Source organism: Pseudomonas sp. NY15354, from assembly GCF_048068075.1.
Taxonomy (GTDB): domain Bacteria; phylum Pseudomonadota; class Gammaproteobacteria; order Pseudomonadales; family Pseudomonadaceae; genus Aquipseudomonas; species Aquipseudomonas guariconensis_C.
Window position 1 is genome coordinate 1 of record NZ_JBLUPV010000018.1, and the last position, 24,371, is coordinate 24,371.

Here is a 24,371-nt window from a genome sequence, read left to right on the forward strand (position 1 = left end):
TCAACCGCCACATCAGCCAGATCCACGGCGATGCCCAGTTGGTGGCCGAGCTGGCCCAGGCCGCGCGTCAGGATTCCGAAAGCCTGGCGGGGCTGTCCAATGAACTGGATGGGCTGGTGCGCAGGTTCCGGACCTGACCGGGCGGGGTGGCTCGCTCCGGTGAGAACGGGCGAGCCCTCGGTGGCGCTCAGAGTTGGGTGCGTACCAGAAGGCTGACAAGTTCTGCCTGGCGCTCGGTATTGGTCTTGCGAAAAAGTGCCCGCAATTGTGTGCGCACGGTATTGATCGAGATGTTGAGAGCGTTCGCGCAGTGTTCGGGCGCAAGCCCCTGGGCGAGCAACTCGGCAAGCCGTCGCTCCGCAGGGCTCAATTGAAAAAGCTCCGCCAGCAGATGACTTTGCAAGGTGTTGTCCAGATAGGCGATCAGCACCAGGGGCTTTTGAAACTGATGGTTGAAGGGGGCATCGGCGCTCACCGGTACGATCAAGATCTCTTTGTCCGTGCCTGAAAGACGCAGCCGGCTGGCGTGCCGAGCCTCTGCCTTGCCTGAGGCTTTGTGCCTGTGGTGAACCAGGCGGGCATCGTCCCGGTGGGCATGCAGGCGGCCGGCGCGCTCATAGAGTTCGAAGGCGCTCGTGCGCATCGCGCGTTCGGCAGCCGCATTGCTGTACACCACCCGCCCATCGTCATCCAACAACCAAAGGGGTGTCGGGTGGCGGTCAAGCAGAAGGTTGCGTTTGCTCAGTTCCAACTCAAGCGCGTTGAACTTGAAGTGAATATTCGTCGCCCGGAGCAGGTGGGGTGTTATGCGATCGAGCAGAAAAGCCTGCTGCTGGGTGGGCAGGCGGGCGCCCGAGAAAGCGACATCCGCCTATTCCTATGCCGTGCCGGTCGCCGTCGCTGCAGCCAATAGCAGCAGTACCAGCAGCCAACCTGCGACGGCCACCTATCAAACGCCGCCTGCTTCGTCTTACACCGGCCAGGGCACGGCCAATACTCAGCCTGCTAGCTTTGAACCTTCGGCGCAAAGTGGCGAACAAGACCACGTCCAGGCGAAACAAGATCCCTTTGTCTATGCCGAGTCCGTGAATAGCTGTCTTGTCGTGGAAAACAATCCTGCGGGCCCCACACGTCGCAGGGTTCGTAATGCCTGCACCTTCACGATCGATGTGACCTACTGCGATATCACCAACGCGGGGAATGATTGCCAACGGCGTCTTTGGAAACGGGTGATTCTGCGCTCGGGTGCGACGGACTTTTTGTTCGCCACCAACAAGGAAATGAAGTATGTCGCTTGTAGAGAACCGTTCTCCGCGGGCGGAACGATGCGCTATGCGTCAGGGCAGGTCAGTGGCGCCTGCAGAGACGTGCGGTGAGGTGTAGGTGCAGTAAACGAACTGGCAGCGTGGGGACGGGAAGTTTGGTAAAGCCGCAGGTCATCGGCGCGATGCCGATGATCGCGGCCATACGGGGAGAGAAGTGAATTATGTATACAAAAATTAAAAGTTCTGTTTACATTGCTCAACGCCTACGACATCGGTAATCGCCGGTGCGTATTGCGACGGTCTCAAACCATGCAGCACCCACAACGGCTCGCTCCCCTCGAGCGTCACCCACGAATGTCGTTCACCGCTGACAGTGACTTCAGCGGCCACCTGAGCGACGCATTCGTCTCTGCTCCATTCGCTTTGCACACCCTCCAGAACATGCCCGACCCGTTGGTAGTGGCAGGGGTGGTGTCGACTTCAATGCCCCTGAACGTGCGCCGTTGCGCAGGCAGGTCGAGGCCATCCGCCTGGACCGCCGATGGACGCGCGCGCCGATAGCCCTCCAGACAGCCGTTCTGTCCATGTCGTCCCTTATCAGGACTTCACCGGCATTGAAGCCGGGTGCCTATGAAAACCAAGTTGAATGCAACTCCTAGCGGGAGAGGAACACGTATGCCCAAGACATTGTTGGTCAAGAACGCCGAACTTCTGGTGACGATGGATGGTGAGCGCCGGGAGATCAGGCGCGGTGGCCTGTACATCGAAGACAATGTGATCAAGCAGGTCGGCCCCAGCGAAACGCTGCCGCAAACAGCCGACGAGATTCTGGACATGACCGGAAAAGTGGTCATCCCGGGCTTGGTCAACACCCATCACCACATGTACCAGAGCCTCACCCGCGTGGTGCCGGCGGCGCAGGATGGCGAGCTGTTCAACTGGCTGACCAACCTGTATCCGATCTGGGCGCGGCTGACGCCTGAAATGATCTCGGTGTCGACCCAGACCGCGATGGCGGAGTTGATACTGTCTGGCTGCACCACCTCCAGCGACCACCTGTATATCTATCCCAACGGCTGCAAGCTCGACGACAGCATTCATGCTGCCAAGGAAATCGGCATGCGTTTCCATGCGGCGCGCGGCAGCATGAGCGTGGGTCGCAGCCAGGGGGGCTTGCCGCCCGATTCGGTGGTGGAAAAGGAAAGCGACATCCTCAAGGAATCCCAGCGCCTGATCGAGGACTACCATGACGCTAGCCATGGTTCGATGCTGCGTGTCGTCGTTGCGCCGTGCTCGCCCTTCTCGGTGAGCCGCGACCTGATGCGCGAGGCTGCGGTCCTTGCGCGGGAGTACGGTGTCTCGTTGCACACGCACCTGGCCGAGAACGTCAATGACATCGCCTACAGCCGTGAGAAGTTCGGCATGACCCCTGCCGAATACGCCGAAGACCTGGGCTGGGTCGGCCACGATGTGTGGCACGCCCACTGCGTCCAGCTCGACCAGCACGGCATAGAACTGTTCGCCCGCACCGGAACGGGGGTGGCCCACTGCCCTTGTTCGAACATGCGCCTGGCCTCGGGCATCGCGCCGATCCGCAAGATGCGTGATCACGGTGTACCGGTGGGGTTGGGGGTGGACGGTTCGGCATCCAACGATGGCGCCAGCATGATTGGCGAGGTCCGTCAGGCGCTGCTGCTGCAGCGTGTCGGTTTCGGCCCCGATGCGATGACCGCTCGCGAGGCATTGGAAATTGCCACCCTGGGCGGAGCCAAGGTGCTCAACCGTGATGACATCGGTGCCCTGGCGCCCGGGATGTCGGCCGACTTCGTCGCCTTCGACCTCGGCCATGTGGCCTACGCCGGCGCCCTGCACGATCCACTGGCGGCGCTGGTGTTCTGCACCCCGACCCACGTCGACACCAGCGTGATCAATGGCAAGGTGGTAGTCAAAGATGGCCGCATCACGACCGTCGACCTGCCGCGGGTGCTGGAGCGCCACAACCAGCTGGCCCGTCAACTGGTCATCGGCGAATGAGGGTGAGCGATCGCCTTGGCGGTTGAGCCGCATGTCAAGAAAAGCCCGCATGATGCGGGCTTTTTCATGCCTGTATTCAGCCCCAGAACGCCTGCCCGCCGTCGAGCGGCAGGGTGGCGCCGGTCAGATACCCCGCCTCGTCGCTGACCAACCATGCCACGGTTCGGCCGATATCGTTTTCGCAATCCCCAACCCGACGCAGCGGGATGCCCTGCAAGAAGGCCTGGGCTTCTTCCGGGTTGGCCTGCATCCAGCCCTTGAGGCCTGGGGACAAGGCGTGGGGCGCGATCACGTTGACGCGGATGCCCTCAGGCCCCCATTCGCACGCGGCGGCGCGGCTCAGGCAGCGGATGGCTTCCTTGGCCGCTGCGTAGGCCCCATAGCCGCAGGCGTCCCAGCGCACCGCGGCGGAGGAGGCCAGGTTGACCACCACGCCACCACCGCGCAGGTACGGGTAGCTGGCACGCATCAGGCGCAGGGTGGCCAGGGGGCCTGAGTCCATGCCTTGTGCGAAGGCTTCGTCGCTGACCTCCAGCAACCGGCCCAGAGGCACGATCTGGGCATTGTTGACCAGGATGTCGAGCCCGCCGAAGGCCTCCACCACCTGGGCCACGCAGCGCTCGATGTCCTGCCGCTGGGTGACGTCGCAGACCACCGCCAGCGCCTCGCCACCGCGTGCGCGGATCTGTGCGCAGGTGGCCTCCAGTGGCGCGAGCGAGCGCCCGGCCACTGCCACGCGGGCGCCTTCGGTGCACAGTGCCAGGGCGATGCCTTGGCCTACACCCTGGCCGCCGCCCGTGACCAAGGCTGTCTTGCCGGTAAGACGGTTCATGCGCGGGTCTCCGTTCACAGGGGGTATTGGCTGGTGGGCAGCACGCCCAACTGGTCGAAGTCGATGAAGCGCTGGCAGCTGTCCATCATCACGGCCAGGTTGTGCTGGAACTTCGCGTCATCGCCCGGTGCATCGAAGAACGCCTGCGGATCGTCCATGGCGGCCGGTGGGAAGCACTCCTCGACGATGGCTGCTAGCGCGGTGGCGCCCGGGGTGAGCACCTGCACCACCAGGTTTTGCACGTACTGGAAGTTATCCTGGGTATCGATCGCCACCCGGGTGTGGTGGTTCTGCCAGACCTCGAGCCAGGCCTCGTGGGTCAGGCGTGGCGGCCGCTGAAGGAAGGCCAGTTGCGAAAAACCGTGGGTGCGCTGGCCAGGCCGCGCGGGGAATCGCGTGTTGCGGATGGGCACCGACTCGCAGACCAGGTACCCGGCGATGCGCGCGCAGGCCGATAGCAGGGCCTCATCGAAGGGGCGGCGGAACTCGGCGACGGCGCTGTCCAGCCAGAAACTCAGCACGGCCTGGGGCAGGGGGCCGGCCTGCGCCTGGCGCAAGCCGTTGGCAGCGGCCACATCGGCATCGGCCAGGTTCAGTTGCAGGTGCTGAGCGCCGAGTGTCTGGAGGCGATCGGCGAGGGGGCCGCTCAAGTGGCGGGAGAATGCGTCGAACGTGTCTTGCTCGGGTTGCCAAAGCAGGTAGATGACTTTCTGCACGGAGCTCTCCTTGACACACGATGTGATGGTGAGATGACCGTGGCCATGGTCGATCGCCGCCGCTGCAGTGGAATCCTCCAAACGGACTATCTTGTGCCCCTGAACAGGCCCCTCTACTTGTTGCCGGACGATCTTTGCCTATGCTGCGTAGCTAGGGTCTGTATGAAAAGTCTTGAGACGAAGGTCAGGCAAGGCGAAAACAGCCGAGGAAGCGCAGTTTACGGGTTGTAAATGAGCATTCCGAGGCTGTTTTCAACGCAGCATCACCGAGTATCAAGGCTTTTCGTACAGAGCCTAAGGAAGCCAACACGTCACGAGGATCGATACCATGTATTACGTGCAACGCGATGCCGCAGGCCAGTTGTTGCGGGTCGAAGCCGCTCCTTACGCCGACTACACGGAAATACTCCCTGGTGATCATGCCGAGATTCAGGCCTGGTTCGCGGACGATATCGTGGAAAACAGTCTTCGCCAGCTCAAGCAGAGCGACCTGGACATGATCCGTGTGCTCGAAGACTTGATCGATGTGCTGACCACCAAGGGCGTGATCAGCATCACGGACCTGCCGCCAGACGCTCAGTCCAAGCTGCTCAACCGCTCCTCGGCGCGCAAGGCGCTCGGCAGCCTGAACAACCTGATCGAGGAAGACGAGGGCGGTGGCCTGATCTGACCCCGCGGATTAAGTTGGCGGCGTCAGCGCCAGGGCGCGGGCTCGCCTACCAGCCGTCCTTGTACACCCTGCACGCCCATCTCGCGCAACACGTTCAATTCCCCTTCGGACTCGACCCGCTCGGCAATCAGCGGCAGGTCGATGCTGTGTGCCGCCCGCTGGATGGCCTCGATGAACAGGCGCTTGTGCTGCTCCTGGTCGATGTGGCGAATGTAGCTACCGTCGATCTTCAGGTAGGCAAGCCCCAGGTTCTCCAGGTTGCCGATCATGCTGAAGCGGCCACCGAAGCGCTGCAGCGCCAGGCCAACGCCTAATGCGCGCAGGCGTCGGGTCAAGTGCTCGAGGGAGGCCTGCCGGGGCAGTTGCTCCTCGCCGATTTCCAGGGTCAGGCGCGCTGCCAATGCGCTGTGGTGGCCGAGCTGTTCATAGACTTGGCGTATCGCCCCGTCATCGGCCAGGGTGGCGGCCGAGAGGTTCAGTGCCAGGGAGCCATCATGGCGCTCCAGGTGCCCAAGGACCTTCTCCAGCACCAACAGATCCAGCCGCGGCATCCAGCCAAAACGCTCGAGCCATGGCAGGAAGCGGCCCGCCGCCAGCGGCTCGCCCTGATCATCGTGCAGGCGCGAAATGACCTTGTAATGCAGGATCCGGCCGGGCGCCTGGCAATCGACCACCGGCTGGAAGAACAGCTCGAACTGCCCCTTGTCCAGGGCTCGGTCGAGCCGCGAGTGCCAGGCGTTCTGGCTATCGGGTGCTGGCGTCGCGGCGCCGCGTTGCAGGCATACCCAGCCTGGTGAGCCCTGGTGTTCGGCGCGGGCCAGGGCTTCGTCGGCCAGCGTGAGCAGGGCGTCGGGCGCATCGCCTGGTACATAGGGGGCAAGGCCTATGCAGGCCACCGGGGTGACATCGCTGGCCTCGGTCTGATGCAGGCTGCGCAAGGCGCTCTCCAGCGTCTGCGCCAGGTGCTTGGCTTCCTCGAAGTCCAGGCCAGGCGCCAGCACGGCGAACTCACCGCCACGGCTGCGCGCGATCAAGTCGTGGGTCTCGGGATGGCGGTCGCAGGCGCGGCGCAGCTGTTCGCCCACGGCCTGGATCAACTGGTCGGTGCGTTGCCCACCCAGGCGCGCGTTGAGGCCGGCAAGGTCCTGGATGCGCAGCAGCAGCAGGTAGCCGGCGCGGCCTTCCTCGATGTTGCTGACCTCGGTGTTGAGCTGCATCTCGAAGTAACGCCGGTTGGCCAGCCCCGTGAGGCTGTCCTGATAGGACTCTGCGCGCAACTGCTCGCTGCGCTCGGCCTGTTCGTGAAACAGCGCCTTGAGTTTCTCGACCATCTGGTTCATGGCCTGTACCACGCGGCGCAGTTCAGGCGTGCGCGGCAGATCAGGCAGGCTGAGAAACTCCCGGCGAGCGATGGCATGGGATTGCGCGACCATGTAGTCGAGCGGGCGCAATTGGCGACGCAGCAGCAGGGCGCCCAACACGGCGCTCACGGCCCCGCACAGCAGCAGCCAGCCCAGGCTGCCCAAGGCGCCTTGCCAGAGCTTGGCCAAGGCGAACATCGGGTGGCTGACCACCTCGACCCGTGCCGCCTGCTGCCAGCCGCGGCTGACGATGGCGTCCCCGCCAGCGGCCTGCAACCCAGCCAGGCGGATGAACCAGGCGGGCACGCCATTGCTGTCGGGTTCGGCGTGACGCTCCACGAGCACGGCGTTGGACGCCACGTCGATGACCTTGACGCTGGCGTAGTACCCGCTGTCGAACAGCGAACTCACCATCAGCTCGACCATGGCCGGGTCGTCGATGTTCGGCGTCAGCGACAGGGCCAGCGCGGTGGCGCCGTCCTGGGCATGGGAGCGCAACTGGTTGACGTACTGGCTGCGCGAGCTTTCCAGGCTGACCATGAAGCTGCCGGTAAAGGCAACCATCAGGAACAGGCAAATGGCGAACAGCAATTGTTTGAACAGTGACATCTGCGCTCCTTAGTAGACCGGTTCGGCTGGGAAGCCTTCGGCCTGCATCTTTTTCAGCACGTCCTGCCAGCGCGACAGACGTTTGGTATCGCCGACTTTCTTGTTGCCCGAAGCGCCGGTCAGCCACAGGCCTTCGCCGTTGAAGGCATAGACCGGCAGCAGGTCGGTGCGCTCGCCCGCCGGCTTGATCGCGTCCATCAGGCTGTCGAGCACCAGCGGCTGAGCCTGCGGGGTCGGATAGTAGGTCAGGACCATGTGCGCCCGGTTCTGGCGCAGGGCCTTGACGTAGGTGATGCGCAGCTTCTCGCTGGGAATGCCCATGCGCCGCAGGCTGAAGTACTTGGCGATAGCGTAGTCCTCGCAATCGCCCGCACCCTTGATCAGTGATTGGATCGGCGTGGCCCAGTAATCGACGTCGCGCCACAGGTCGATGTCCTCGACATAGCGCAACTGCTGGTTGAAGAAGAGGTTTACCCGCCGCAGGCGCTCCAGCTCGCTGCCTTGTTGCTGAGTGGCAAGCAGGTGCTGCCAGGCATCGATGCGCGCCTGGCCTGGGCCCAGAGGGCCATAGAGCGCTTGGGCACGTCGGCTGATCTGCGAGAAGTCCCAATCGGCCTGCAGGCTGCCCAACAGCACAACCGCCAGCAGGACGGCAAGGCCGAGACGCCACACGACGGTTTCGAGCATCCTGGGTATCGCCACTGCTAAGGCCTATTCAGAACCGATCCATAACAACCGTGGTGCTGTCGTCGGGTGAAAGCGCAGGGCAGGTCACTGCCCGGCGACAACGAGCAGTGTAGATGATCGGCGCCCAGGTATGGCAACGCGCCAGCCAGGGTCTGTATTAGGCCATGAAGTCCGATTCGGCGGGCGGCTCCGCCCGGGCATCCTGTTGCACAGTGTTATGGATGGCAATGCCACACACACCGCACAGGCCAACGCTGGCAAGCATGATGTCGCCCAGGATCATGCCGAGGATCAAGAGCAGCAGGCTGGCGCGAAAGAGGGTGGTCATGATTGCCTCCATGGCAATAGACGTGGGGAGAGGGCTAGGGTCTGTACCATAACGTCTTTGGCACCCAGGATGCAGCCAGGTTTTTGGCAGGCGGCAGGCTTTGCATCGGAATTGGCAGTTTGGACCTGTCCGGGTGGGCATAGTCCTAACGGCCGATGTCCGTCAAACGCCTGCTGCTGACAATTATTTTCCGGTCGGCCGCACAGGAAACAGCCCTGGAAAGGGCAGTCGTGAACATCGGGTGCCGGGCAGGTACACTGCCAGACAGCTCACGCCCACACCGTGCCAATGCCAACAAGAAAACAGCGGTCATTCCATGCACAACCTCAGTCTCGAGTTGTTCAGTGAGCTCGTCGGCAAGCTTTATCAGGGGCCGCGCGAGCATATTCCCTGGGCCAGTTTCCTCAATCACCTCAATGTGCAGATCAACAGCAAGTACGTCACCTTCATGCTGCGCCCGCCCAGCCATCTGGACCCTGGGCTGATGATCAACACCACAGGTTCCACCGCCGAGATCACCCGTTCCTACAACGAGTACTTCTTTGCCCTGGACCCGTTCGTGGACTTGCCCAATCGCCAGGTGTTCACCAACGCCGAGTTCATCACCGACAACAACTGGCTGAATTCGGAGTTCTACAAGAGCTTTCTGGAGCCCTTGGATGTGTTCCACATCCTGGGGGCGGACATCACCACCTGCGATGGCGTCAAATGCCGGATCCGTATCAGCCGCAGCCGGACCGCGCCGGCTTTCAGTGCGGACGAAAAGGCCCTGCTGGCGCAGTTCATTCCGCACCTTGAACGTTCGGTGGAGATCCATACACAGCTCAACCGGATCGCCACCGAGCGCAATCTGTATGCCGATGCGGTCGATCAGATGGAGGTGGGGACCATCATTCTCGATGAGTCCGGCAATGTGCTGCAGACCAACGAGGTCGCCAACCGCCTGATCCAGGAAAAAGACGGCCTCAGGCTGGTCAATGACGTCCTGATGGTGGGCAGCAACAGCGAAACCCAGGCGTTTCGACGCTTGGTCAAGCGCGCCTTGCTTTCCCAGAAAAGCAACGTGCCCTCGGTGGTCGAGGCCTTGCGGGTGAAGCGCCCGTCCGGGCGGGCGGAGTTGGGCATCATCGTGCGCACGGTGCCGATGCTGGACTGGAGCGAAGGCAAGCAGTGCCCGGCCTTGGTGATTTTCATCAGCGATCCGGAGCAGCAGTCCAGTGCGCCGAAAGAAATCGTCAGCACGCTGTTCAATCTCACGCCGGCCGAGGCCAGTCTTGCCATGCTCCTGGCCAACGGCCTGACTAAGGATGAGGCTTCCAAGGAGCTCGGCATCAGCACCAACACGGCCCGTGCCCACCTGCGCTCGATCTTTTCCAAGACCGGGGTGACGCGCCAGACCATGCTGGTGCGGTTGATCCTGCGCAGTGTGGCCACCTTGGGGTGAGGCGAAGGCGGCGGATCATGCAAGGCGACGCGGAACTTAAGGAGGCGGGCCCGGTCGATAACAGCCCTTGCCTTTCGCGCAAGGGCCCAGCCAGCTTGGACGGCTGCAGACCTGCCCATCGCGTGGCAGCCCCCGGTCTTGTCGAGTTCATTCCTGATGCCAAGCACGCCTGTATGGTCGGCTTTATGCCTGTGTCTGACGGTGGTCATATCGCAGTACGCGATGGCCGGCGGCCGTACCCCTCAAGCCCGAAGCAACAATGCCTCTACCGCGCTGATCGAAACCGCCTCGCAGCAATATGCCGAAGGTCATCTGGACCAGGCCGCGGCGACATTGGAACGCGCGCTGCACATACAGCCGAACAATCCCGCCACCTTGCATTACCTGGGTGTGTTGCGCCTCCAGCAGGGGCAATACCAGCAAGCCGAGACGCTGGCGGCCCGCTCAAACCTGCGTGTCGGCGCCAACCATGCGCTGCATGCTCGCAATCTGCAGCTGATAACGGCTGCCCGCAATGCTCAGCGTTCGGGTGCACTGCCAGCGGCGATCAAGGATTCGGACGCAGCGCAGGGCAGGGCCGGGAGTGATGCCAGCGGCATCATCACGGCCGAGCAACTTGTCCGCTATTGATTCCGGCGCAGGGGCTGTCTAGGCCCCTCGCGCAAAGCACAGCACCTTGCTCGTCATGCGCTGCAAGGTCTCTCCCCGCTGGTTGGACGTGATGCATTCGACGACCACCATGCCGCGATCGCGCCGGGTCCGCGAAGGGGTGATGCTCACGATCGTGCTCTGCACGCGCAGCCTGTCACCCGGCCGGGTGGGCTGTGGCCAGGAAACCTCGGCAGTAGCCCCGATCACCCCACGGGCCAGGGGCAGGCTGCTCACCAACAGTTTCATGGTCAGCGCACTGGTCTGCCAACCGCTGGCGGCCAGCCCTTCGAAGAAACTGTCTTTGGCGAGGCTGTCGTCAAGGTGGAACGGCTGCGGATCGTACTCACGGGCAAAGCGGATGATCTGCTCGGCATCCAGGCAATGCTCGCCGCTGGTGAAGGTATCACCTACGTTCAGGTCCTCAAGATAGATCGGGTCGGTCATGGTGGGCTCCTCTGCAGGCAGGGGCCGAAGCGGCGTTCTGCGCTGGGATCAAAATAGAGCATGGTGGCCTTTGAGGTTCAAGTAGGGCAGCCCATGGATGCAGTAATGCATTCCTAACTCGAGGCCAAGGCCTGTTATCGACATTCCCTAGGGATGGACGGCGGCGGCCTTGCGTCGTGAAAGCACTGCGAGATCTTCGCTAGGGCTAATACTTCTGTGTATCGGCGGGCGCCTGGCGGGTGGCGCGAGCCGCGAGGAGGTGTGAGGTGAACAAACTATCCATAGTGGGTGCCGGTATGGTGGGCGAGGCGGCGGCGCAGATCATCGCCCGGGAGGAGTCCTGCCGTGAATTGACGTTGATCGATGTTCAGGGAGACCTGGCGCAGGGCAAGGCACTGGATGTCTGGCAGGCGGCCGTCGAGTCAGGCTCCGATACCCGGGTTCATGGTGGGGGCGATGCCCACTTGCTGCAGGATTCCGATTTGGTGGTGATCACCGCGGGCGTGCCTCGCAAGCCCGGTCAGTCGCGGCAGGATGTACTGAGCATCAACCTGCCGATACTCGACGGCATCATGCGGGACATCAATCGGTATGCCCCGGCGGCGACGGTGTTGGTGGTGTCGAACCCGGTCGATGTGCTGACCTACCGGGCCTGGAGCCTCAGTGAGCTGGGCCGCGACAAGGTGTTCGGGCAGGCGGGGGTGCTGGATACTGCGCGGATGAAGTGTTTCATTGCCGAGCAGACGGGCTTTTCTGCCCGGGATATCTCAGCGCTGGTGTTGGGCGGCCATGGCGACAGCATGGTGCCGCTGATGCGCTACTGCACGGTCGGTTCGGTGCCGCTGTCGCACTTTTTGTCCAGCGAGCAGATCGAGCGGATCGTGCAGCGCACACGTCAGGGCGGCGGCGAGATTCTGGGCTTGAAGAAGCTGGGAAGCGCCTGCGACGCCCCTGGTGTGGCCATCGCGCAGATGGTCGATGCGATCGCCAAGGGGCGCAACCGCATTCTGCCGGCGGTCGCGATCCTCGAGGGCGAGTACGGGCGAACAGACATCGCCATGGGGGTGCCCTGCGTGCTGGCGGAAAACGGCCTGGCGCGTGTGGTCGAACTGCCCCTGGATGCGCAGGAGCAGGCGATGTTCGACCACTCTGCCGATCAGGTGGCGCGTGACATCGCCGAAATGAAAGCAATGTGAGGCCGCGGCCGCCGGGGTTGCGGCGTCTCTGTGTGGCGAAGCCTGCGATGGGCTAGCAGCCCTAGGTCCTCGCAGCGCGCCCCGGCGCTGCGGTCGGTTCAGTGATGCCTTGCGAACCGACGCGGGCGTAGTGGGAACGTTTTTCCCGCGAACGAAGCCCCTGACGACGGTGCGAGGGTTGATTGAGACATGGGCGATAGAGGCGGCGTTTCTCGCTCAGGCCGTGCCGCGGGCCAGTTCCTGGGCAAGATACGGCGCCGTGCGGCTGCCCTGAGCTTGGGCGACCTGGGCGGCGGTGCCGGTCGCTACCACTTGGCCACCGGCCTGGCCTGCACCCGGCCCGATGTCGATCACCCAATCGGCCTGGGCCACCATGCGCATGTCGTGCTCGATCATCACCACGCTGTTGCCGGCATCGACCAGGCGCTGCAACTGCGCCATCAGCCGGTCGGCATCGGCCACGTGCAGGCCGGTGGTCGGCTCGTCGAGCACGTACAGGGTTCGGCCACGTTGGCTGCGCTGCAGCTCGGTGGCCAGCTTGATGCGCTGCGCTTCGCCGCCAGACAGCTCGGTGGCCGGCTGGCCCAGGCGCAGGTAACCCAGGCCGATTTCGCGCAGCACCTGCAGCGAGCGCGACACGGCCTGCTCGTCGGCGAAGAAGTCGCAGGCTTCTTCCACCGTCATGCGTAGAACATCGGCGATGTTGCGGCCATTCCAATGCACTGCGAGGGTGTCTTCGTTGTAGCGGGCGCCGTGACAGGCAGGGCAGGGGGCGTAGACGCTGGGCATGAACAGCAGCTCGACACTGACGAAGCCTTCGCCCTCGCAGGTGTCGCAGCGCCCCTTGGCCACGTTGAACGAGAAACGCCCGGCGTCGTAGCGGCGCTTGCGGGCTTCGGCGGTGGCGGCGAACAGTTTGCGCACCGGGTCGAACAACCCGGTATAGGTCGCCAGGTTGGACCGTGGCGTACGGCCGATCGGCTTTTGATCCACCTGCACGACCCGTTGTACAGCCTGCACGTCGCCGCCCAGGTGACCGCCGGTGCGTTCGATGATCGTCGGGCCTTCGGTGCTGGCTTCGCTGTCTTCCTCTTCGGGTTCATGCCCCAGGTGCAGCAGCATCAGCTCGGGCAGGGCCTGGGCGATCAGGCTCGACTTGCCGGAGCCGGAAATCCCGGTGACCGCCGTGAGCACGCCCAGCGGCACGCGCACGTCAACGCCGTGCAGGTTGTGGCGGCGGATGGCGTTCAGTTCCAGCCAGCCGGCAGGTGTGCGGGCGCGGCTCCCAGGGGCAGGCAGTTGCTCGAACAGGTAGCGGCCGGTGTGCGACTCGGCCACCTGGCGCAGGCCCGCCGGGGCGCCGCTGTAGAGTACGCGGCCGCCGCGCTCGCCAGCATCAGGGCCGACATCCACCAGTCATTGGGCGCGGCGCATCAGCTCCAGGTCATGCTCGACCACGAACACCGAATTGCCAGCGTCGCGCAGGCGGTCGAGGGCATCGTAGAGCGCCTGGCTGTCGGAAGGGTGCAGGCCGGCCGAAGGCTCGTCGAGCACATAGACCACACCGAACAGCAGGGCGCTCAGCTGTGTGGCCAGGCGCAGTCGCTGAAGCTCGCCGGTCGACAGCGTCGGTGTGGCGCGCTCCAGGGTGAGGTAGCCAAGGCCTAGCTGTTGCAAGGTGCGCAGGCGCGTGAGCACCCCTTCGGCCAGGCGTTGCGCGGCCAGTTGTTTTTCCGTCGAGCGGGTGTCCTGGTCATCGACCTGGCCCCGGCTGACCGGTTCGAGCAAGGCCACCACCTGGTCCAGCGGCATCTGGGCGAGGGTGCCGATGTCCACCCCGCAGAAGGTCACCGACAACGCCTCGGGCTTGAGGCGCTTGCCGTCGCACGCCGGGCAGGGGCGGCCTTCCATGAAGCGCGAGACACGCTTGCGCATCAGCGCGCTCTGGGTGTTGGCGAAGGTGTGCAGCACGTAGCGCCGGGCCCCGGTGAACGTGCCCATGTAGCTGGGCTCGAGCTTGCGCTTGAGCGCGGTGCGGGTTTCGGCGGGCGTAAGGCCGGCGTAGACCGGTACTGTGGGCGCCTCCTCGGTGAACAGGATCCAGTCGCGGTCCTCTTGCGGCAGGTCCTTCCACGGCCTGTCGACGTCATAGCCCAGGGTGACCAGGATGTCGCGCAGGTTCTGCCCATGCCAGGCCGGAGGCCAGGCGGCGATGGCCCGGTCGCGGATGCTCAGGGTGGGGTCGGGGACCAGGCTCGCCTCGCTGACCTCATAGACATGCCCCAGGCCATGGCAGGCCGGGCAGGCCCCCTGCGGCGTGTTGGCCGAGAAGTCCTCGGCATACAGCATGGGCTGGCCGCTGGGGTAGGTGCCGGCGCGCGAGTACAGCATGCGCACCAGGCTGGAGAGGTTAGTCACGCTGCCGACCGAGGAGCGGGCATTGCTCGCGCCGCGTTGCTGTTGCAGCGCCACCGCCGGGGGCAATCCGTCGATTGCATCGACATCCGGCACGCCCACTTGATCGATCAGTCGTCGGGCGTAAGGGGCCACGGATTCGAAATAGCGGCGCTGCGCCTCGGCATACAGGGTGCCGAAGGCCAGCGACGACTTGCCCGAGCCGGACACACCGGAAAACACCACCAGCGCATCGCGCGGGATGGCGACATCCACGTCCTTGAGGTTGTGTTCGCGTGCGCCACGCACCACCACGTAGCCGTCTGCGGTCTTGAGGTGGACGTGGTCGGTTGGGGCAGGGGTGCGTGTCATGGGGGGGGCGGCTCGGCGGTTGGCAAAAGGGTTACGGTAGCCAATGTCTGGCATCAACGCCTACCCCTGGGCGTCAACGAGCGGATGATGCGCGCCTTGTCAGGCGCCAAGGCGGGCCGGCGGCCTGCCTCGACGCCAGGGTGCGGGTCAGGCTTCGCGGTAAGTGCCTTTTTGCTTGGCGGCATGGATGGCCAGGGCGTCCATGAGCGCCGGGGACAGGCAGTCGTAGGGTTCCAGGCCCAGTTCGCGCAGGCGTGCGCGGATCGCATCCATCTGCGTTGGCGGGGTCCCGCTTTCGATCACCGAAGACACGAACGCGGCAAAGCCCGGCGCCGACCAGCCGCTCTGCGGGGAGAGCTCGGTATGCACGAAATCCAAGCCGTAGAAGGGGTGGCCGGTGTTCTCGATGCGGCCGAACAGATGCGCGCCACAGTCGCGGCAGGCATGGCGCTGGATCACGGCGTTCGGGTCCACCACCTGCAGTTTCTCGCCATGGGCCTGCACGCTGACCTTGTCCCGTGGCACCACGGCCACCACCGAGAAGATCGCGCCGGCAGGCTTCCAGCACTTGGTGCAGCCACAGGCATGGTTGTGCAGCGTTTGTGCATTGATGGCGACTTGCACCTTGTCGGTCGGACACAGGCACTGCAGGGTGCCACCGGCGAAGCCGGCCTGTTCTGGCCGGATTCCCTGATCGATCGCTGGGTGTAGGTGTAGGGCGTTCATGGTACTGGTCCCTCCTGGCGCGGGTGTGATAGGGCACGGCGACGGGCCGCGCCCTGGGGGTCAATCGAAATGGATGACCGTGCGGATCGACTTGCCTTCATGCATCAGGTCGAAGGCTTTGTTGATGTCTTCAAGGCCCATCGTGTGGGTGACGAAGGGGGCGAGTTCGATCTCGCCGCGCATGGCTTGCTCCACCATGCCGGGCAGTTGGCTGCGCCCCTTGACGCCGCCGAAGGCGGAGCCTTTCCAGCTGCGGCCGGTGACCAGCTGGAACGGCCGGGTGGAAATCTCCTTACCGGCACCGGCCACACCGATGACGATAGACTGGCCCCAGCCGCGGTGGGCCGATTCCAGGGCCGCGCGCATCACATTGACATTGCCGATGCACTCGAAGGTGTGATCGATACCCCAACCGCTCATCTCCACCAGCACCTGCTGGATCGGTTTGTCGTGGTCGTTCGGGTTGACGCAGTCGGTGGCGCCGAAGGCGCGGGCCAGTTCGAACTTGGCCGGGTTGGTGTCGATGGCGATGATGCGTCCGGCCTTGGCCTGGCGCGCCCCCTGGATCACCGCAAGGCCAATGCCGCCCAGCCCGAATACGGCGACCGAGTCTCCCGGTTGCACTTTGGCCGTGTTGTGCACGGCACCGATGCCCGTGGTGACGCCGCAGCCCAGCAGGCAGACATGCTCGTGGTTGGCGTTGGGGTTGATCTTGGCCAGCGAGACTTCGGCTACGACGGTGTACTCGCTGAAGGTCGAGCAGCCCATGTAGTGGAAGATCGGCTGGCCCTTGTAGGAAAAACGCGTGGTCCCGTCTGGCATCAGGCCTTTGCCCTGGGTGGCGCGAACGGCCACGCACAGGTTGGTCTTGCCAGACTTGCAGAACAGGCATTCACCGCATTCGGCGGTGTAGAGCGGGATGACATGGTCGCCGGGCTTGAGGCTGGTCACGCCTTCGCCGACCTCCATGACCACGCCGGCGCCTTCGTGGCCGAGCACGGCAGGGAATACCCCCTCAGGGTCGTCGCCGGAGAGGGTGAAGGCGTCGGTATGGCAGACGCCGGTGTGGGAGATGCGCACCAATACCTCGCCCTTGCGCGGCGGGGCGACGTCGATCTCGACGATTTCAAGAGGTTTGCCTGGCTCGAAGGCAACAGCTGCACGTGATTTCATGATGGGCTCCTCGACGGGTTGCCTTGGCAACGATCCGATAGCGGTCGTCGATGTATTTTCAGACGGGGGACATGCGGTGGTTTGACTACCGGACATCTGGTGTGGGGCCAGTGTGGCGGGCAGGGGTAGTCCTGTATATGGAATTGTCTGGATTTTATTATTCCTATAATTGGAATTATCATCGCCCATCCGTACCTCTGGTCTGACCTCATGAACAACGAACTGGAACTGCTGCGCATCTTCCGTACCGCTGCCGAGCACGACAGCTTCCGGGAGGCGGCCGTGCGCCTGGGCACTTCCCCCCAGGGGGTCACGCGTGCTGTTCAACGCCTGGAGCGGCACTTTGGCGAACTGCTGTTTCACCGCAATACGCGTCAGGTGCGGATCACCGCGTTCGGTGAAGACCTGCTGGAGCGCGTGCGACCGGCGCTCGAGCAGTTCGATGAGGTGTGGCGCCCGCCTGGCATGGGGGAGGCGGTGTGCACAGGCGGCACGGTGCGGGTCAGCGCGCCGCACAGCCTGGGCAACCGTGCAGTACTGCCGGCGCTGGAGCGCGTTGCTGCGCAGCGCCTGGGTATCACGCTGGACGTGCGGCTGTCGGATCGGCTGAGCGCGGTGGTCGATGAGCAGATCGATGTCGGCATCCGGGTGGGGTTCCTGCACGACAGCCGCTTCGTGGCGCGCCAGGCCAGTCGCATGCGTCTTCCCATCGTCGCGGCGCCGAGCCTGGTCGCGCGGGTGAAAGCGCCTGGGTGTGTGGAGGACTTGGCCGCTCTGCCGGTCTGCGCATCCCTGGACATCAACACCGGTCGGCCATGGCCGTGGTACTTCAAGGCGGGGCGACAGTGGACGCCCACCTCAGCGGCGTTCGTCGCCGATGACGCCGACATGGAGATGGGCGCGGTACTGGCCGGGGTCGGGTTCGCCCAGTTGGCGGACTACATGGTTGCCCCCCACATCGCCAGCGGCAAGCTCGTGCAGGTCATGCCGGAGGCAGAGCCGACACCCTGGGGGCTGTATGTCTACCGCCCCCAGCGCGGGCCTGTGCCTGCGCGGGTCAGGGTGGTGTTCGATGCGCTTCACGAGGCCGTGGGCGCGTTGCCACGGCTGGGGTGAGCTACTCGGTGGCTTCAAACGCTTCGTGGTACTTCACAACCCCCGTCGGCAGTGGCCCCTCCAAGGCCAATGCCTGGAAGTACTCAGGTGGAACACCAGGAAGTTCAAGTCCGGGGTGGGCCGCAAACCCGAAGCGGCCATAGTAGCCAGGTTCGCCGAGTACCACGCAGCCGGCGGCGCCCATCTCTTGCAGTCGGGCAAGCGCGGCCTTGATCAAGGCCGAGCCAATGCCTTGCCCCTGGCGATCCGGCCACACGGAAACAGGCCCAAGCCCGTACCAACGTGTTGCGCCCGACGACAGCGTGACGGGCGAGATGGCAACGTGACCGACGATGGCGTCATCGTCCACCGCGACCAGGGAAACCGTCAGCTGCGCACTGCGGCGCAATGCATCGACGATGAATTGCTCGGTGTGGCTTGAATGCACTTCATTCTTGAACGCCGCGACGGTCAGGCGTGCGATGGCGTCGATGTCGTGGGGATGTTCGGTGCGGATTGTGTTTGCCATACGTTGGCGTCCGGGCGGGGGCGGGCCAGTCTGGTTTACACATAGCCGCCTTGCAAGTTGGTGGGATAAATGGCGCACGAAGATATCGTTGTTCTTCATACGGAACTGCTCATCGCACGTTCTGGCCGACTCACCTAGAGTGATAGTGAATTGCCACTTGCGCGGAGAGTCGGCCATGCGTCACGTCAATGGACTCACCCTTTCGCTTGCTGCTGTATTCATCTTTGTCGTTCCTGATTGCGCCTGGGCTTACAAGCTGAATCCCTGCCTACGGGTGCTGACTTACGAGAAGTACCTGCTTGGCCAGGAGCCGATAAGAATGCGCAACTTGTGCGGACGGGCACCCGAGCAACGGGTATGCGGTGAGACTTGCTGACCGTGGCGAGGGATCTATAGTGCAGAGGCGGTCGTCCCGGCAGCGGGTGCGACCGATCACTTTCACGCTAGACACACGTACCGACCATGAAGAAACCCACTGTTATCGGTTCATGGCTTCTGGGGCGGGGCAGCCCGCTGGGCAAAAGTGACTCTCGAACTGAAAAAACTCGGGCTCGACGCCATCCAGGCCGTGGAGAACCCACTTACTTTGCTGGCTGACGACGCGGAGCGTACCCGCAAGATGATCGCCCAGACCCAAGGCCCTGTGGTGTTGGTCGGGCATTCATACGGCGGGGCGGTCATCACCGAGGTGGGCAACCAGCCCAACAGCATTTACCTGCAGCGGCCCCCAACCTGACGCCGGACAGTGATGGCTACCTGTGGCTGAAGGCCGAGAGGTTCCAGGACAGCTTCAGCCAGGACCTCACCGCCGATGAGGCCTTCGTCATGGCGGCAACGCAAAAAGCGCCCCTTGCCAGTACCTTCGCCGATGCGGTCAGTGAAACTGCCTGGAGGTACAAACCCAGCTGGTACCAGATCTCCAGCCAGGACCACATGATCGCCCCGCAAAACCAAGCCTGGATGTCGGGTCGCCTGCGAGCACGCAAGGTCATCACGCTGGACGCAAGCCATGCCTCCTTGGCGTCGCATCCTGCCGAGATCGCGGCGTTGATCGATGAGGCTGCGCTGAGTTGATGGCGGCTGTCATGATGCCATGTTGAATGGCACGGGCTTCGCCCGTGTTCGCGGGTGAACCCCACAGGGATTGCGCAAGCCTTGAGAGCGGCGCAATCCAGCCTGAAACGGTGGAGACTCTCCAGAACCGCCCACAATGGCCCTTGTCTGCATCGACTCATGAAGCGGAGGCTCGCCTGGGAGGGAATCACTTGCCTCGGCCTATTCGCGGGTACAGCGATGCCCTCAACAACACCGCTGTACCTGTGGGAGCGGGTTCACCCGCGAACACGGGCGAAGCCCGTGCCATCCAGCAGGGCGCTGGTGTCCACGATCGACATTCAGGTTTAATGCCCAATGTTGCGCCACGGTAGGGTAGGCGCAACGTGACCCCGCCAGAGTGAACCATGAACCGTCAGAAAAAGATCAAGCAGCTGCTCAAGGCCCACGCCAAGAAAGCCAGCGCCAAACTCGCGCCGCGCAGCAACAAGCCCAAGTACATCAGCAAGGCCGAGCGCGAGAAACTGGCCGCGCAGGCAGCGAGTGAATCAAGCGTAGAGATCGAGCACGTCTCGCACTGAGCACAGGTGGCGTGTCCTATGTTCGGAACTGCGTCATCAATCCGTGCTGATGACTGGCCAGGTGATTCAACGCCTGGCTGATCCGCGCGGACTCCTCTGCCTGACCGGATAACGACTCGGTCACATCGCGAATCGAGGCCACATTGCGATTGACCTCTTCGGCCACCGCACTCTGCTGCTCGGCGGCCGATGCGATCTGCAGGTTCATGTCTGTGATCACGTTGACCGCTTCGCCAATACGCCGCAGGGCCTCCACCGCCTGTTCCGCCTGCGCCACGCTGCCCTGAGCCTGGCGATGACTGCTGTGCATCGAGCCGACCACGTCACGGGTGCCGTGCTGCAGGCCGTCAATCACCTGACGGACTTGCTCCACCGAGTCCCGGGTCCTGCGGGCCAGGTTGCGCACCTCATCAGCCACCACGGCGAAACCACGCCCAGCCTCGCCAGCGCGTGCCGCCTCGATGGCGGCGTTTAGCGCGAGCAGGTTGGTCTGCTCGGCGATGGCGCGAATCACCTCCAGCACCGAGCCGATTTGCTCGCTGCTGCTCGCCAAGGCCTGCACCTCGTTCATCGCGGCATCCATCTCGCGGGCCAGTTGCTCGATGGTCTGGGTCGCCTGCCCGATCACACCAAGACCCTCCACGGTGGCCTGGTCGGCACCCCGAGCTGCATCGGCCGCCCGGGCGGCGCTGCGAGCGACCTCCTGCGCGCTGGCGCTCATCTCGTTGGACGCCGCGGCCACCTGATCCACCTCGCGATACTGGTGCTGCATGCCGGTGCTGGTCTGGCGGGCGATCAGGGCGCACTGGTCAGCCGTGCTGCGGGCGTCCTGCACCGAGCGCGTCACCTCGGCGATGACCGGCTGCAGTTTGTCGAGGAAGCGGTTGAAGCCGCCCGCCAACTCGCCCAGTTCGTCCTGGCGGGCGTAGCTCAGGCGGCGGGTGAGGTCGCCGTCGCCGCTGGCGATGTCCATGAGCATGCGCGACACGCCGAGAATCGGCCGAGTCACGCTGCGGGCGGTCAGCCAGATCAGCATCAGACCGGCGATAGAGGCAATCAGGCCGAGCAACAACCCACTGATACTGGCCGCACGATTGTGCTGATCGAGCTTGGCTTCCAGCGCCTGGGCCGGGCTCAGCAGCACCTGCTCGGGAACTTCCAGCATCACGCTCCAGGGGGCGCCACCTGGAATCGGCTCGAAGGGGGACATGACCCCTAGCGCGTCATCGTGGACAAACGTCATGGCCTTGGCGCCCTGAAGGTTGGCGCTCAGCTCATCCGCCCAAACGGGGTAGGCGGTTTGCAGTTTCTTGCCAAGCAGACTGGCGTCACGGCTGTGTCCGGCAAGCAGGCCCGAGGCGCTCAAGATGCTGACATGGCCACTGCCGTCAAACAGCCTGCGGTTACCGGCCAGGCTCATTTGCTGCAGGCGCTCCAGGCTGATGTCCACGCCCAGGACGCCGATCACCTTGTTGCCCCGTTGCAGCGGGAAAACAATACTGGTCATCAGCACCTGGTGGTCGCCGACGTGATCGAAGTAGGGGTCAAGCATGCACACCTGCCCGGTTTTCAGCGGGCAGGTGTACCAAGTGTTGTAGGGCGCGCCATTCGACCCGATGCTGGCATTGGCGAGCAGTGCTTCAGTCATGGATTCCGACTCGAGCGTGCCGGGCGCAGGCTGGGCCCAATACAGCGATAGACGGCCCTTTTCATTGCTGCCAATCGGCGTCTTGCCTTCGAAACGTTCGTCCTTGCCATCCCAGGCGTTTGGCTCGAACACCACATACAGGCCGAGGATGTTGGGGTTTGACTCCAGGCTCGTGCGCACTTGGCGTGTCAGCTCTTGGCGTACGTCGGACGCATCGAGCGCGTACTTTTGCATCTGCTCTTGCAGGAGCAGCACCTGGCGAGCGACGCCCTTGCCGTATTGGTAGTTGTCCATGAAGTAGCGCTGGATGCGGGTGGCCTGTAGCTCGGCCTGGGCATGCAGGTGCGAGCGGGCTGCCTGGTCGAGCATCTGGCTACTGTCATCCTTCACCAGCGTAGCGCTGCGCTGGGATTGGTACTCAGAGGCGCCCACCAGAAGGGTGACGATAGTGAGCAGACACAGGCCAGCCAGCAGGGTGATCTTCCACTGGATGGACAGGCGATTGAGCAGCATGGGGGCTTCCTTGGGTCTGGACCTGTTCGAAAGGCGAGAGGCCGCGTGCCGAAGGGACGGGCCCTGCAAGGCAAAAGGGGCATTCATTGCCCCTTTGCCTCGATGCCTGGTGGGGTCAATCAGCCGCGATATGCAGTTCCGGCAGCTTTACACGGAACGCGCGGGTGACTCCCAGCAGGCAGATGAACCCAAGCCCCATCCAGCCCAGGCCAATCATGAACGACATGCTCGACAGGCTGGTCCACAGCCAGATCGTGCTCAGGAACCCCAGCCCCGGCAGCAGGCCGTACAACAGGTAGTTACGCATGCCGCGCAGTTTCTGCCCGACCAGATAGTGCTTGACCACCGCCAGGTTCACCGCCGAGAAGGCGAACAGCGCACCGAAGCTGATCATGTTGGCGACGGTATCGAGGGTGATGAACAACGCAATCAGCGACAGGAGGCTGACCACCATGATGGCCGTGGCCGGCACCCGTTTCTTTGACACCAGTTGACCGAATGCGCGCGGCAGCACGCCGTCCCGGCCCATGGCGAACAGCACCCGTGACACGCTCGCCTGGGACACCATCGCCGAGGCGAAGCAACCTGCCACATAGGTGGCGGTGAAGGCGCTCACCAGCAGTTCTCCGCCGACGCGACGCATGACGTCCACCGACGCCGAGTCCGGGTCATGGAAGGTGCTCCACTCCGGAAACACCATCTGGGCGCACCAGGACACCACCAGAAACAGCAAGCCACCGATCATCGTCACGGCCATGATCGCCTGTGGGATCCGACGTTGTGGGTTGGCGGTTTCCTCGGCCATGGTCGACACCGCGTCGAAGCCCAGGAACGACAGGCAAAGCACGGCTGCGCCGGTCATGATCAGGGGCACGCTGAAACCTTCGTGGTGGAAGGGGGCCAGCAGCGAAACGGGAGCCGATTGCTGGTCCAGGTGACTGATCGAAAGCGCGATGAAGACAACGATGAACACCAGTTGGGCAACGACCAGCACCCAGTTGACGCGGGTGATGGACTCGATGCCGATCAGGTTGAGGAAGGTCACCAGCGCGATGGAACCGAGCGCCCAGACCCAGGCATGGACCGCTGGGAAGTATTCGGACATGTAGATGCCGATCAACAGGTAGCTCAGCAGCGGCAGGAAAATATAGTCAAGCAGCAGGGTCCATCCGGCCATGAAGCCGAAGTAGGTGCCGAAGGCCTTGCGGGTGTAGGTGTACACCGAGCCGGAATAGGGGTGGGCCTGGACCATTCGACCATAGCTGTAGGCGGTGAACAGCATGGCGACGAGCGTCAGTATGTAGGCGGTGGGCAGGTGCCCCTGGGTCATCTGGGTGACCAGTCCGTAGGTGGTGAACACCGCCAGCGGGACCATGTAGGCCAGACCGAACAGCACCAGGGAGGTCAGGCTCATGGACTGGCGGAAGCGACTCGAAGAGGCGCTTTGCGACGTGGAATGGTGGGAGGGGGTATCGGCCGTACTTGTTGTTATATTCATTACTGACTCCTGAAAGTTCAGATGCAAGGCACTGGCAATATTTGAGTCGATCTTGACGGGGGTATGTTCGTATCTGCGAGAACACCTCGGCGCGGGCACGTGATGACGTGCGTTGCAATAACGCATTCAGTGGCGACGGCCAGGGCATGACACGTCAAGGGTTGCTACGTCGAAAACTTGCAACTTCACAAGCGATTTACGGCATGAGTGGGGCGGCCTGCGGGCTCGGGTGGCGCCAGGCGATAGCAACTATTTAAAGCCGATCCTTCAGCGGGCTAGAGGGGCCTTAATACTGCGGGCCAACGCCTGTCGTTCATCAAGTCGGTATAACCATTTAATGTTTTCAAGGCATTTGTATTGCCTTCGAACAATCATCCGATTTCGAATGACAAGGGCGGCACTCTTTCTCAATGAGATATAAATGCCATGATGAAAAGGCACGAAAAGAGTGCATTGAACGCGTCCATTGTCCAATGTGGTCTCACGCTTCAGACGGTCTTTGATCCACCTCTCATGGCATGTCACTCCACCCCTGGAGTGTCCATTCTCTAC

General features: G+C 63.4%; 20 protein-coding genes and 3 pseudogenes. 9 read left to right on the forward strand and 14 right to left on the reverse strand.

The features are described from left to right. Positions 1–187: 187 nt before the first annotated feature. Complete coding sequence (locus tag ACNFCH_RS17075) at positions 188–751, reverse strand: helix-turn-helix transcriptional regulator (protein ID WP_337159092.1); 564 nt, start codon at positions 749–751, stop codon at positions 188–190. A gap of 55 nt (positions 752–806) precedes the next feature. On the opposite strand from ACNFCH_RS17075, the gene ACNFCH_RS17080 reads away from it, so the two are divergent. Then, positions 807–1,376 (forward strand): hypothetical protein, encoded by a 570-nt coding sequence (locus ACNFCH_RS17080; protein WP_337159093.1) that lies wholly within the window; start codon positions 807–809, stop codon positions 1,374–1,376. A 564-nt stretch (positions 1,377–1,940) separates the two neighbouring features. Next, positions 1,941–3,299 (forward strand): 8-oxoguanine deaminase, encoded by a 1,359-nt coding sequence (locus ACNFCH_RS17085; RefSeq protein WP_196162181.1) that lies wholly within the window; start codon positions 1,941–1,943, stop codon positions 3,297–3,299. A gap of 76 nt (positions 3,300–3,375) precedes the next feature. Here the strand turns inward: ACNFCH_RS17085 and ACNFCH_RS17090 are convergent, their stop codons facing one another. Both ACNFCH_RS17090 and ACNFCH_RS17095 read right to left on the reverse strand, forming a co-directional pair. Beyond that, positions 3,376–4,131 carry an SDR family NAD(P)-dependent oxidoreductase gene (locus tag ACNFCH_RS17090; RefSeq protein WP_337159094.1) on the reverse strand — a complete coding sequence of 252 codons (756 nt, stop codon included), beginning with the start codon at positions 4,129–4,131 and terminating at the stop codon, positions 3,376–3,378. Between the two features lie 14 nt (positions 4,132–4,145). Continuing rightward, positions 4,146–4,847 carry an EthD domain-containing protein gene (locus ACNFCH_RS17095; protein WP_416743177.1) on the reverse strand — a complete coding sequence of 234 codons (702 nt, stop codon included), beginning with the start codon at positions 4,845–4,847 and terminating at the stop codon, positions 4,146–4,148. A gap of 328 nt (positions 4,848–5,175) precedes the next feature. Between ACNFCH_RS17095 and ACNFCH_RS17100 the strand changes: the two genes are divergently transcribed. Continuing rightward, the gene (locus ACNFCH_RS17100; RefSeq protein ID WP_070093132.1) at positions 5,176–5,517 is read left to right on the forward strand and encodes a tryptophan synthase subunit beta; all 342 of its coding nucleotides are present in this window, start codon (positions 5,176–5,178) and stop codon (positions 5,515–5,517) included. Positions 5,518–5,540: 23 nt separating this feature from the next. Here the strand turns inward: ACNFCH_RS17100 and lapD are convergent, their stop codons facing one another. The 3 genes from lapD to ACNFCH_RS17115 all read right to left on the reverse strand — a co-directional run bounded on the left by lapD (position 5,541) and on the right by ACNFCH_RS17115 (position 8,502). Then, complete coding sequence (lapD, locus tag ACNFCH_RS17105; protein WP_337159096.1) at positions 5,541–7,487, reverse strand: cyclic di-GMP receptor LapD; 1,947 nt, start codon at positions 7,485–7,487, stop codon at positions 5,541–5,543. Between the two features lie 9 nt (positions 7,488–7,496). Further along, a complete protein-coding gene (gene lapG, locus ACNFCH_RS17110) occupies positions 7,497–8,174 on the reverse strand; it encodes a cysteine protease LapG (RefSeq protein ID WP_337159097.1) in 678 nt (225 codons plus the stop codon). Positions 8,175–8,331: 157 nt separating this feature from the next. Continuing rightward, entirely contained in the window at positions 8,332–8,502 is a 171-nt protein-coding gene (locus ACNFCH_RS17115; RefSeq protein WP_337159098.1) for a hypothetical protein, read from the reverse strand. A 316-nt stretch (positions 8,503–8,818) separates the two neighbouring features. Here ACNFCH_RS17115 and ACNFCH_RS17120 point away from each other — a divergent pair, with 316 nt between their 5' ends. After that, positions 8,819–9,946, forward strand: a complete 1,128-nt coding sequence (locus ACNFCH_RS17120; protein WP_337159099.1) for a helix-turn-helix transcriptional regulator — start codon at positions 8,819–8,821, stop codon at positions 9,944–9,946. Positions 9,947–10,102: 156 nt separating this feature from the next. Next, positions 10,103–10,576 carry a tetratricopeptide repeat protein gene (locus ACNFCH_RS17125; protein WP_416743178.1) on the forward strand — a complete coding sequence of 158 codons (474 nt, stop codon included), beginning with the start codon at positions 10,103–10,105 and terminating at the stop codon, positions 10,574–10,576. Positions 10,577–10,594: 18 nt separating this feature from the next. Here ACNFCH_RS17125 and ACNFCH_RS17130 read toward each other — a convergent pair whose 3' ends face one another. Continuing rightward, a complete protein-coding gene (locus tag ACNFCH_RS17130; protein ID WP_337159100.1) occupies positions 10,595–11,041 on the reverse strand; it encodes a MaoC family dehydratase in 447 nt (148 codons plus the stop codon). A 266-nt stretch (positions 11,042–11,307) separates the two neighbouring features. Between ACNFCH_RS17130 and ACNFCH_RS17135 the strand changes: the two genes are divergently transcribed. Then, positions 11,308–12,237, forward strand: a complete 930-nt coding sequence (locus tag ACNFCH_RS17135; RefSeq protein ID WP_337159101.1) for a malate dehydrogenase — start codon at positions 11,308–11,310, stop codon at positions 12,235–12,237. 216 nt (positions 12,238–12,453) lie between these two features. Here ACNFCH_RS17135 and uvrA read toward each other — a convergent pair. The 3 genes and pseudogenes from uvrA to ACNFCH_RS17150 form a co-directional block, all read right to left on the reverse strand. After that, a pseudogene (uvrA, locus tag ACNFCH_RS17140) lies at positions 12,454–15,003 on the reverse strand (excinuclease ABC subunit UvrA). Between the two features lie 147 nt (positions 15,004–15,150). Next, complete coding sequence (gene gfa, locus ACNFCH_RS17145; protein ID WP_337159103.1) at positions 15,151–15,729, reverse strand: S-(hydroxymethyl)glutathione synthase; 579 nt, start codon at positions 15,727–15,729, stop codon at positions 15,151–15,153. Positions 15,730–15,789: 60 nt separating this feature from the next. Further along, the gene (locus ACNFCH_RS17150; RefSeq protein WP_337159104.1) at positions 15,790–16,902 is read right to left on the reverse strand and encodes an S-(hydroxymethyl)glutathione dehydrogenase/class III alcohol dehydrogenase; all 1,113 of its coding nucleotides are present in this window, start codon (positions 16,900–16,902) and stop codon (positions 15,790–15,792) included. Between the two features lie 210 nt (positions 16,903–17,112). Here ACNFCH_RS17150 and ACNFCH_RS17155 point away from each other — a divergent pair, with 210 nt between their 5' ends. Beyond that, positions 17,113–18,018: a LysR family transcriptional regulator gene (locus ACNFCH_RS17155; protein ID WP_416743179.1), complete on the forward strand. Its 906-nt coding sequence runs from the start codon at positions 17,113–17,115 to the stop codon at positions 18,016–18,018. 1 nt (position 18,019) lies between these two features. Here the strand turns inward: ACNFCH_RS17155 and ACNFCH_RS17160 are convergent, their stop codons facing one another. Beyond that, complete coding sequence (locus ACNFCH_RS17160; RefSeq protein WP_337159106.1) at positions 18,020–18,526, reverse strand: N-acetyltransferase; 507 nt, start codon at positions 18,524–18,526, stop codon at positions 18,020–18,022. 475 nt (positions 18,527–19,001) lie between these two features. On the opposite strand from ACNFCH_RS17160, the pseudogene ACNFCH_RS17165 reads away from it, so the two are divergent. Together ACNFCH_RS17165 and ACNFCH_RS17170 are read left to right on the forward strand one after the other, a co-directional pair. Continuing rightward, positions 19,002–19,600: pseudogene (locus tag ACNFCH_RS17165) on the forward strand (alpha/beta hydrolase). Between the two features lie 386 nt (positions 19,601–19,986). Then, the gene (locus ACNFCH_RS17170) at positions 19,987–20,160 is read left to right on the forward strand and encodes a DUF2986 domain-containing protein (protein ID WP_337159107.1); all 174 of its coding nucleotides are present in this window, start codon (positions 19,987–19,989) and stop codon (positions 20,158–20,160) included. A 16-nt stretch (positions 20,161–20,176) separates the two neighbouring features. On the opposite strand, the gene ACNFCH_RS17175 is transcribed toward ACNFCH_RS17170, so the two are convergent. The 3 genes and pseudogenes from ACNFCH_RS17175 to ACNFCH_RS17185 form a co-directional block, all read right to left on the reverse strand. Then, on the reverse strand, positions 20,177–20,932 hold the full coding sequence (locus ACNFCH_RS17175; protein ID WP_416743207.1) for a methyl-accepting chemotaxis protein: 756 nt from the start codon (positions 20,930–20,932) through the stop codon (positions 20,177–20,179). Between the two features lie 102 nt (positions 20,933–21,034). Beyond that, a pseudogene (locus ACNFCH_RS17180) lies at positions 21,035–22,408 on the reverse strand (HAMP domain-containing protein); the annotation flags it as partial. A 28-nt stretch (positions 22,409–22,436) separates the two neighbouring features. Next, positions 22,437–23,819, reverse strand: a complete 1,383-nt coding sequence (locus tag ACNFCH_RS17185) for an APC family permease (protein WP_337159109.1) — start codon at positions 23,817–23,819, stop codon at positions 22,437–22,439. Between the last annotated feature and the right edge of the window lie 552 nt (positions 23,820–24,371).

Coding starts and splice junctions, on each gene's coding strand:
- ACNFCH_RS17090 (WP_337159094.1), bottom strand. CDS start 4,131: ATGAACCGTCTTACCGGCAAGACAGCCTTGGTCACGGGCGGCGGCCAG.
- gfa (WP_337159103.1), bottom strand. CDS start 15,729: ATGAACGCCCTACACCTACACCCAGCGATCGATCAGGGAATCCGGCCA.
- lapD (WP_337159096.1), bottom strand. CDS start 7,487: ATGTCACTGTTCAAACAATTGCTGTTCGCCATTTGCCTGTTCCTGATG.
- ACNFCH_RS17185 (WP_337159109.1), bottom strand. CDS start 23,819: ATGAATATAACAACAAGTACGGCCGATACCCCCTCCCACCATTCCACG.
- ACNFCH_RS17085 (WP_196162181.1), top strand. CDS start 1,941: ATGCCCAAGACATTGTTGGTCAAGAACGCCGAACTTCTGGTGACGATG.
- ACNFCH_RS17170 (WP_337159107.1), top strand. CDS start 19,987: ATGAACCGTCAGAAAAAGATCAAGCAGCTGCTCAAGGCCCACGCCAAG.
- ACNFCH_RS17115 (WP_337159098.1), bottom strand. CDS start 8,502: ATGACCACCCTCTTTCGCGCCAGCCTGCTGCTCTTGATCCTCGGCATG.
- ACNFCH_RS17150 (WP_337159104.1), bottom strand. CDS start 16,902: ATGAAATCACGTGCAGCTGTTGCCTTCGAGCCAGGCAAACCTCTTGAA.
- ACNFCH_RS17175 (WP_416743207.1), bottom strand. CDS start 20,932: ATGCAGCACCAGTATCGCGAGGTGGATCAGGTGGCCGCGGCGTCCAAC.
- ACNFCH_RS17130 (WP_337159100.1), bottom strand. CDS start 11,041: ATGACCGACCCGATCTATCTTGAGGACCTGAACGTAGGTGATACCTTC.
- ACNFCH_RS17120 (WP_337159099.1), top strand. CDS start 8,819: ATGCACAACCTCAGTCTCGAGTTGTTCAGTGAGCTCGTCGGCAAGCTT.
- lapG (WP_337159097.1), bottom strand. CDS start 8,174: ATGCTCGAAACCGTCGTGTGGCGTCTCGGCCTTGCCGTCCTGCTGGCG.
- ACNFCH_RS17155 (WP_416743179.1), top strand. CDS start 17,113: ATGAACAACGAACTGGAACTGCTGCGCATCTTCCGTACCGCTGCCGAG.
- ACNFCH_RS17100 (WP_070093132.1), top strand. CDS start 5,176: ATGTATTACGTGCAACGCGATGCCGCAGGCCAGTTGTTGCGGGTCGAA.
- ACNFCH_RS17125 (WP_416743178.1), top strand. CDS start 10,103: ATGCCAAGCACGCCTGTATGGTCGGCTTTATGCCTGTGTCTGACGGTG.
- ACNFCH_RS17080 (WP_337159093.1), top strand. CDS start 807: ATGCGATCGAGCAGAAAAGCCTGCTGCTGGGTGGGCAGGCGGGCGCCC.
- ACNFCH_RS17160 (WP_337159106.1), bottom strand. CDS start 18,526: ATGGCAAACACAATCCGCACCGAACATCCCCACGACATCGACGCCATC.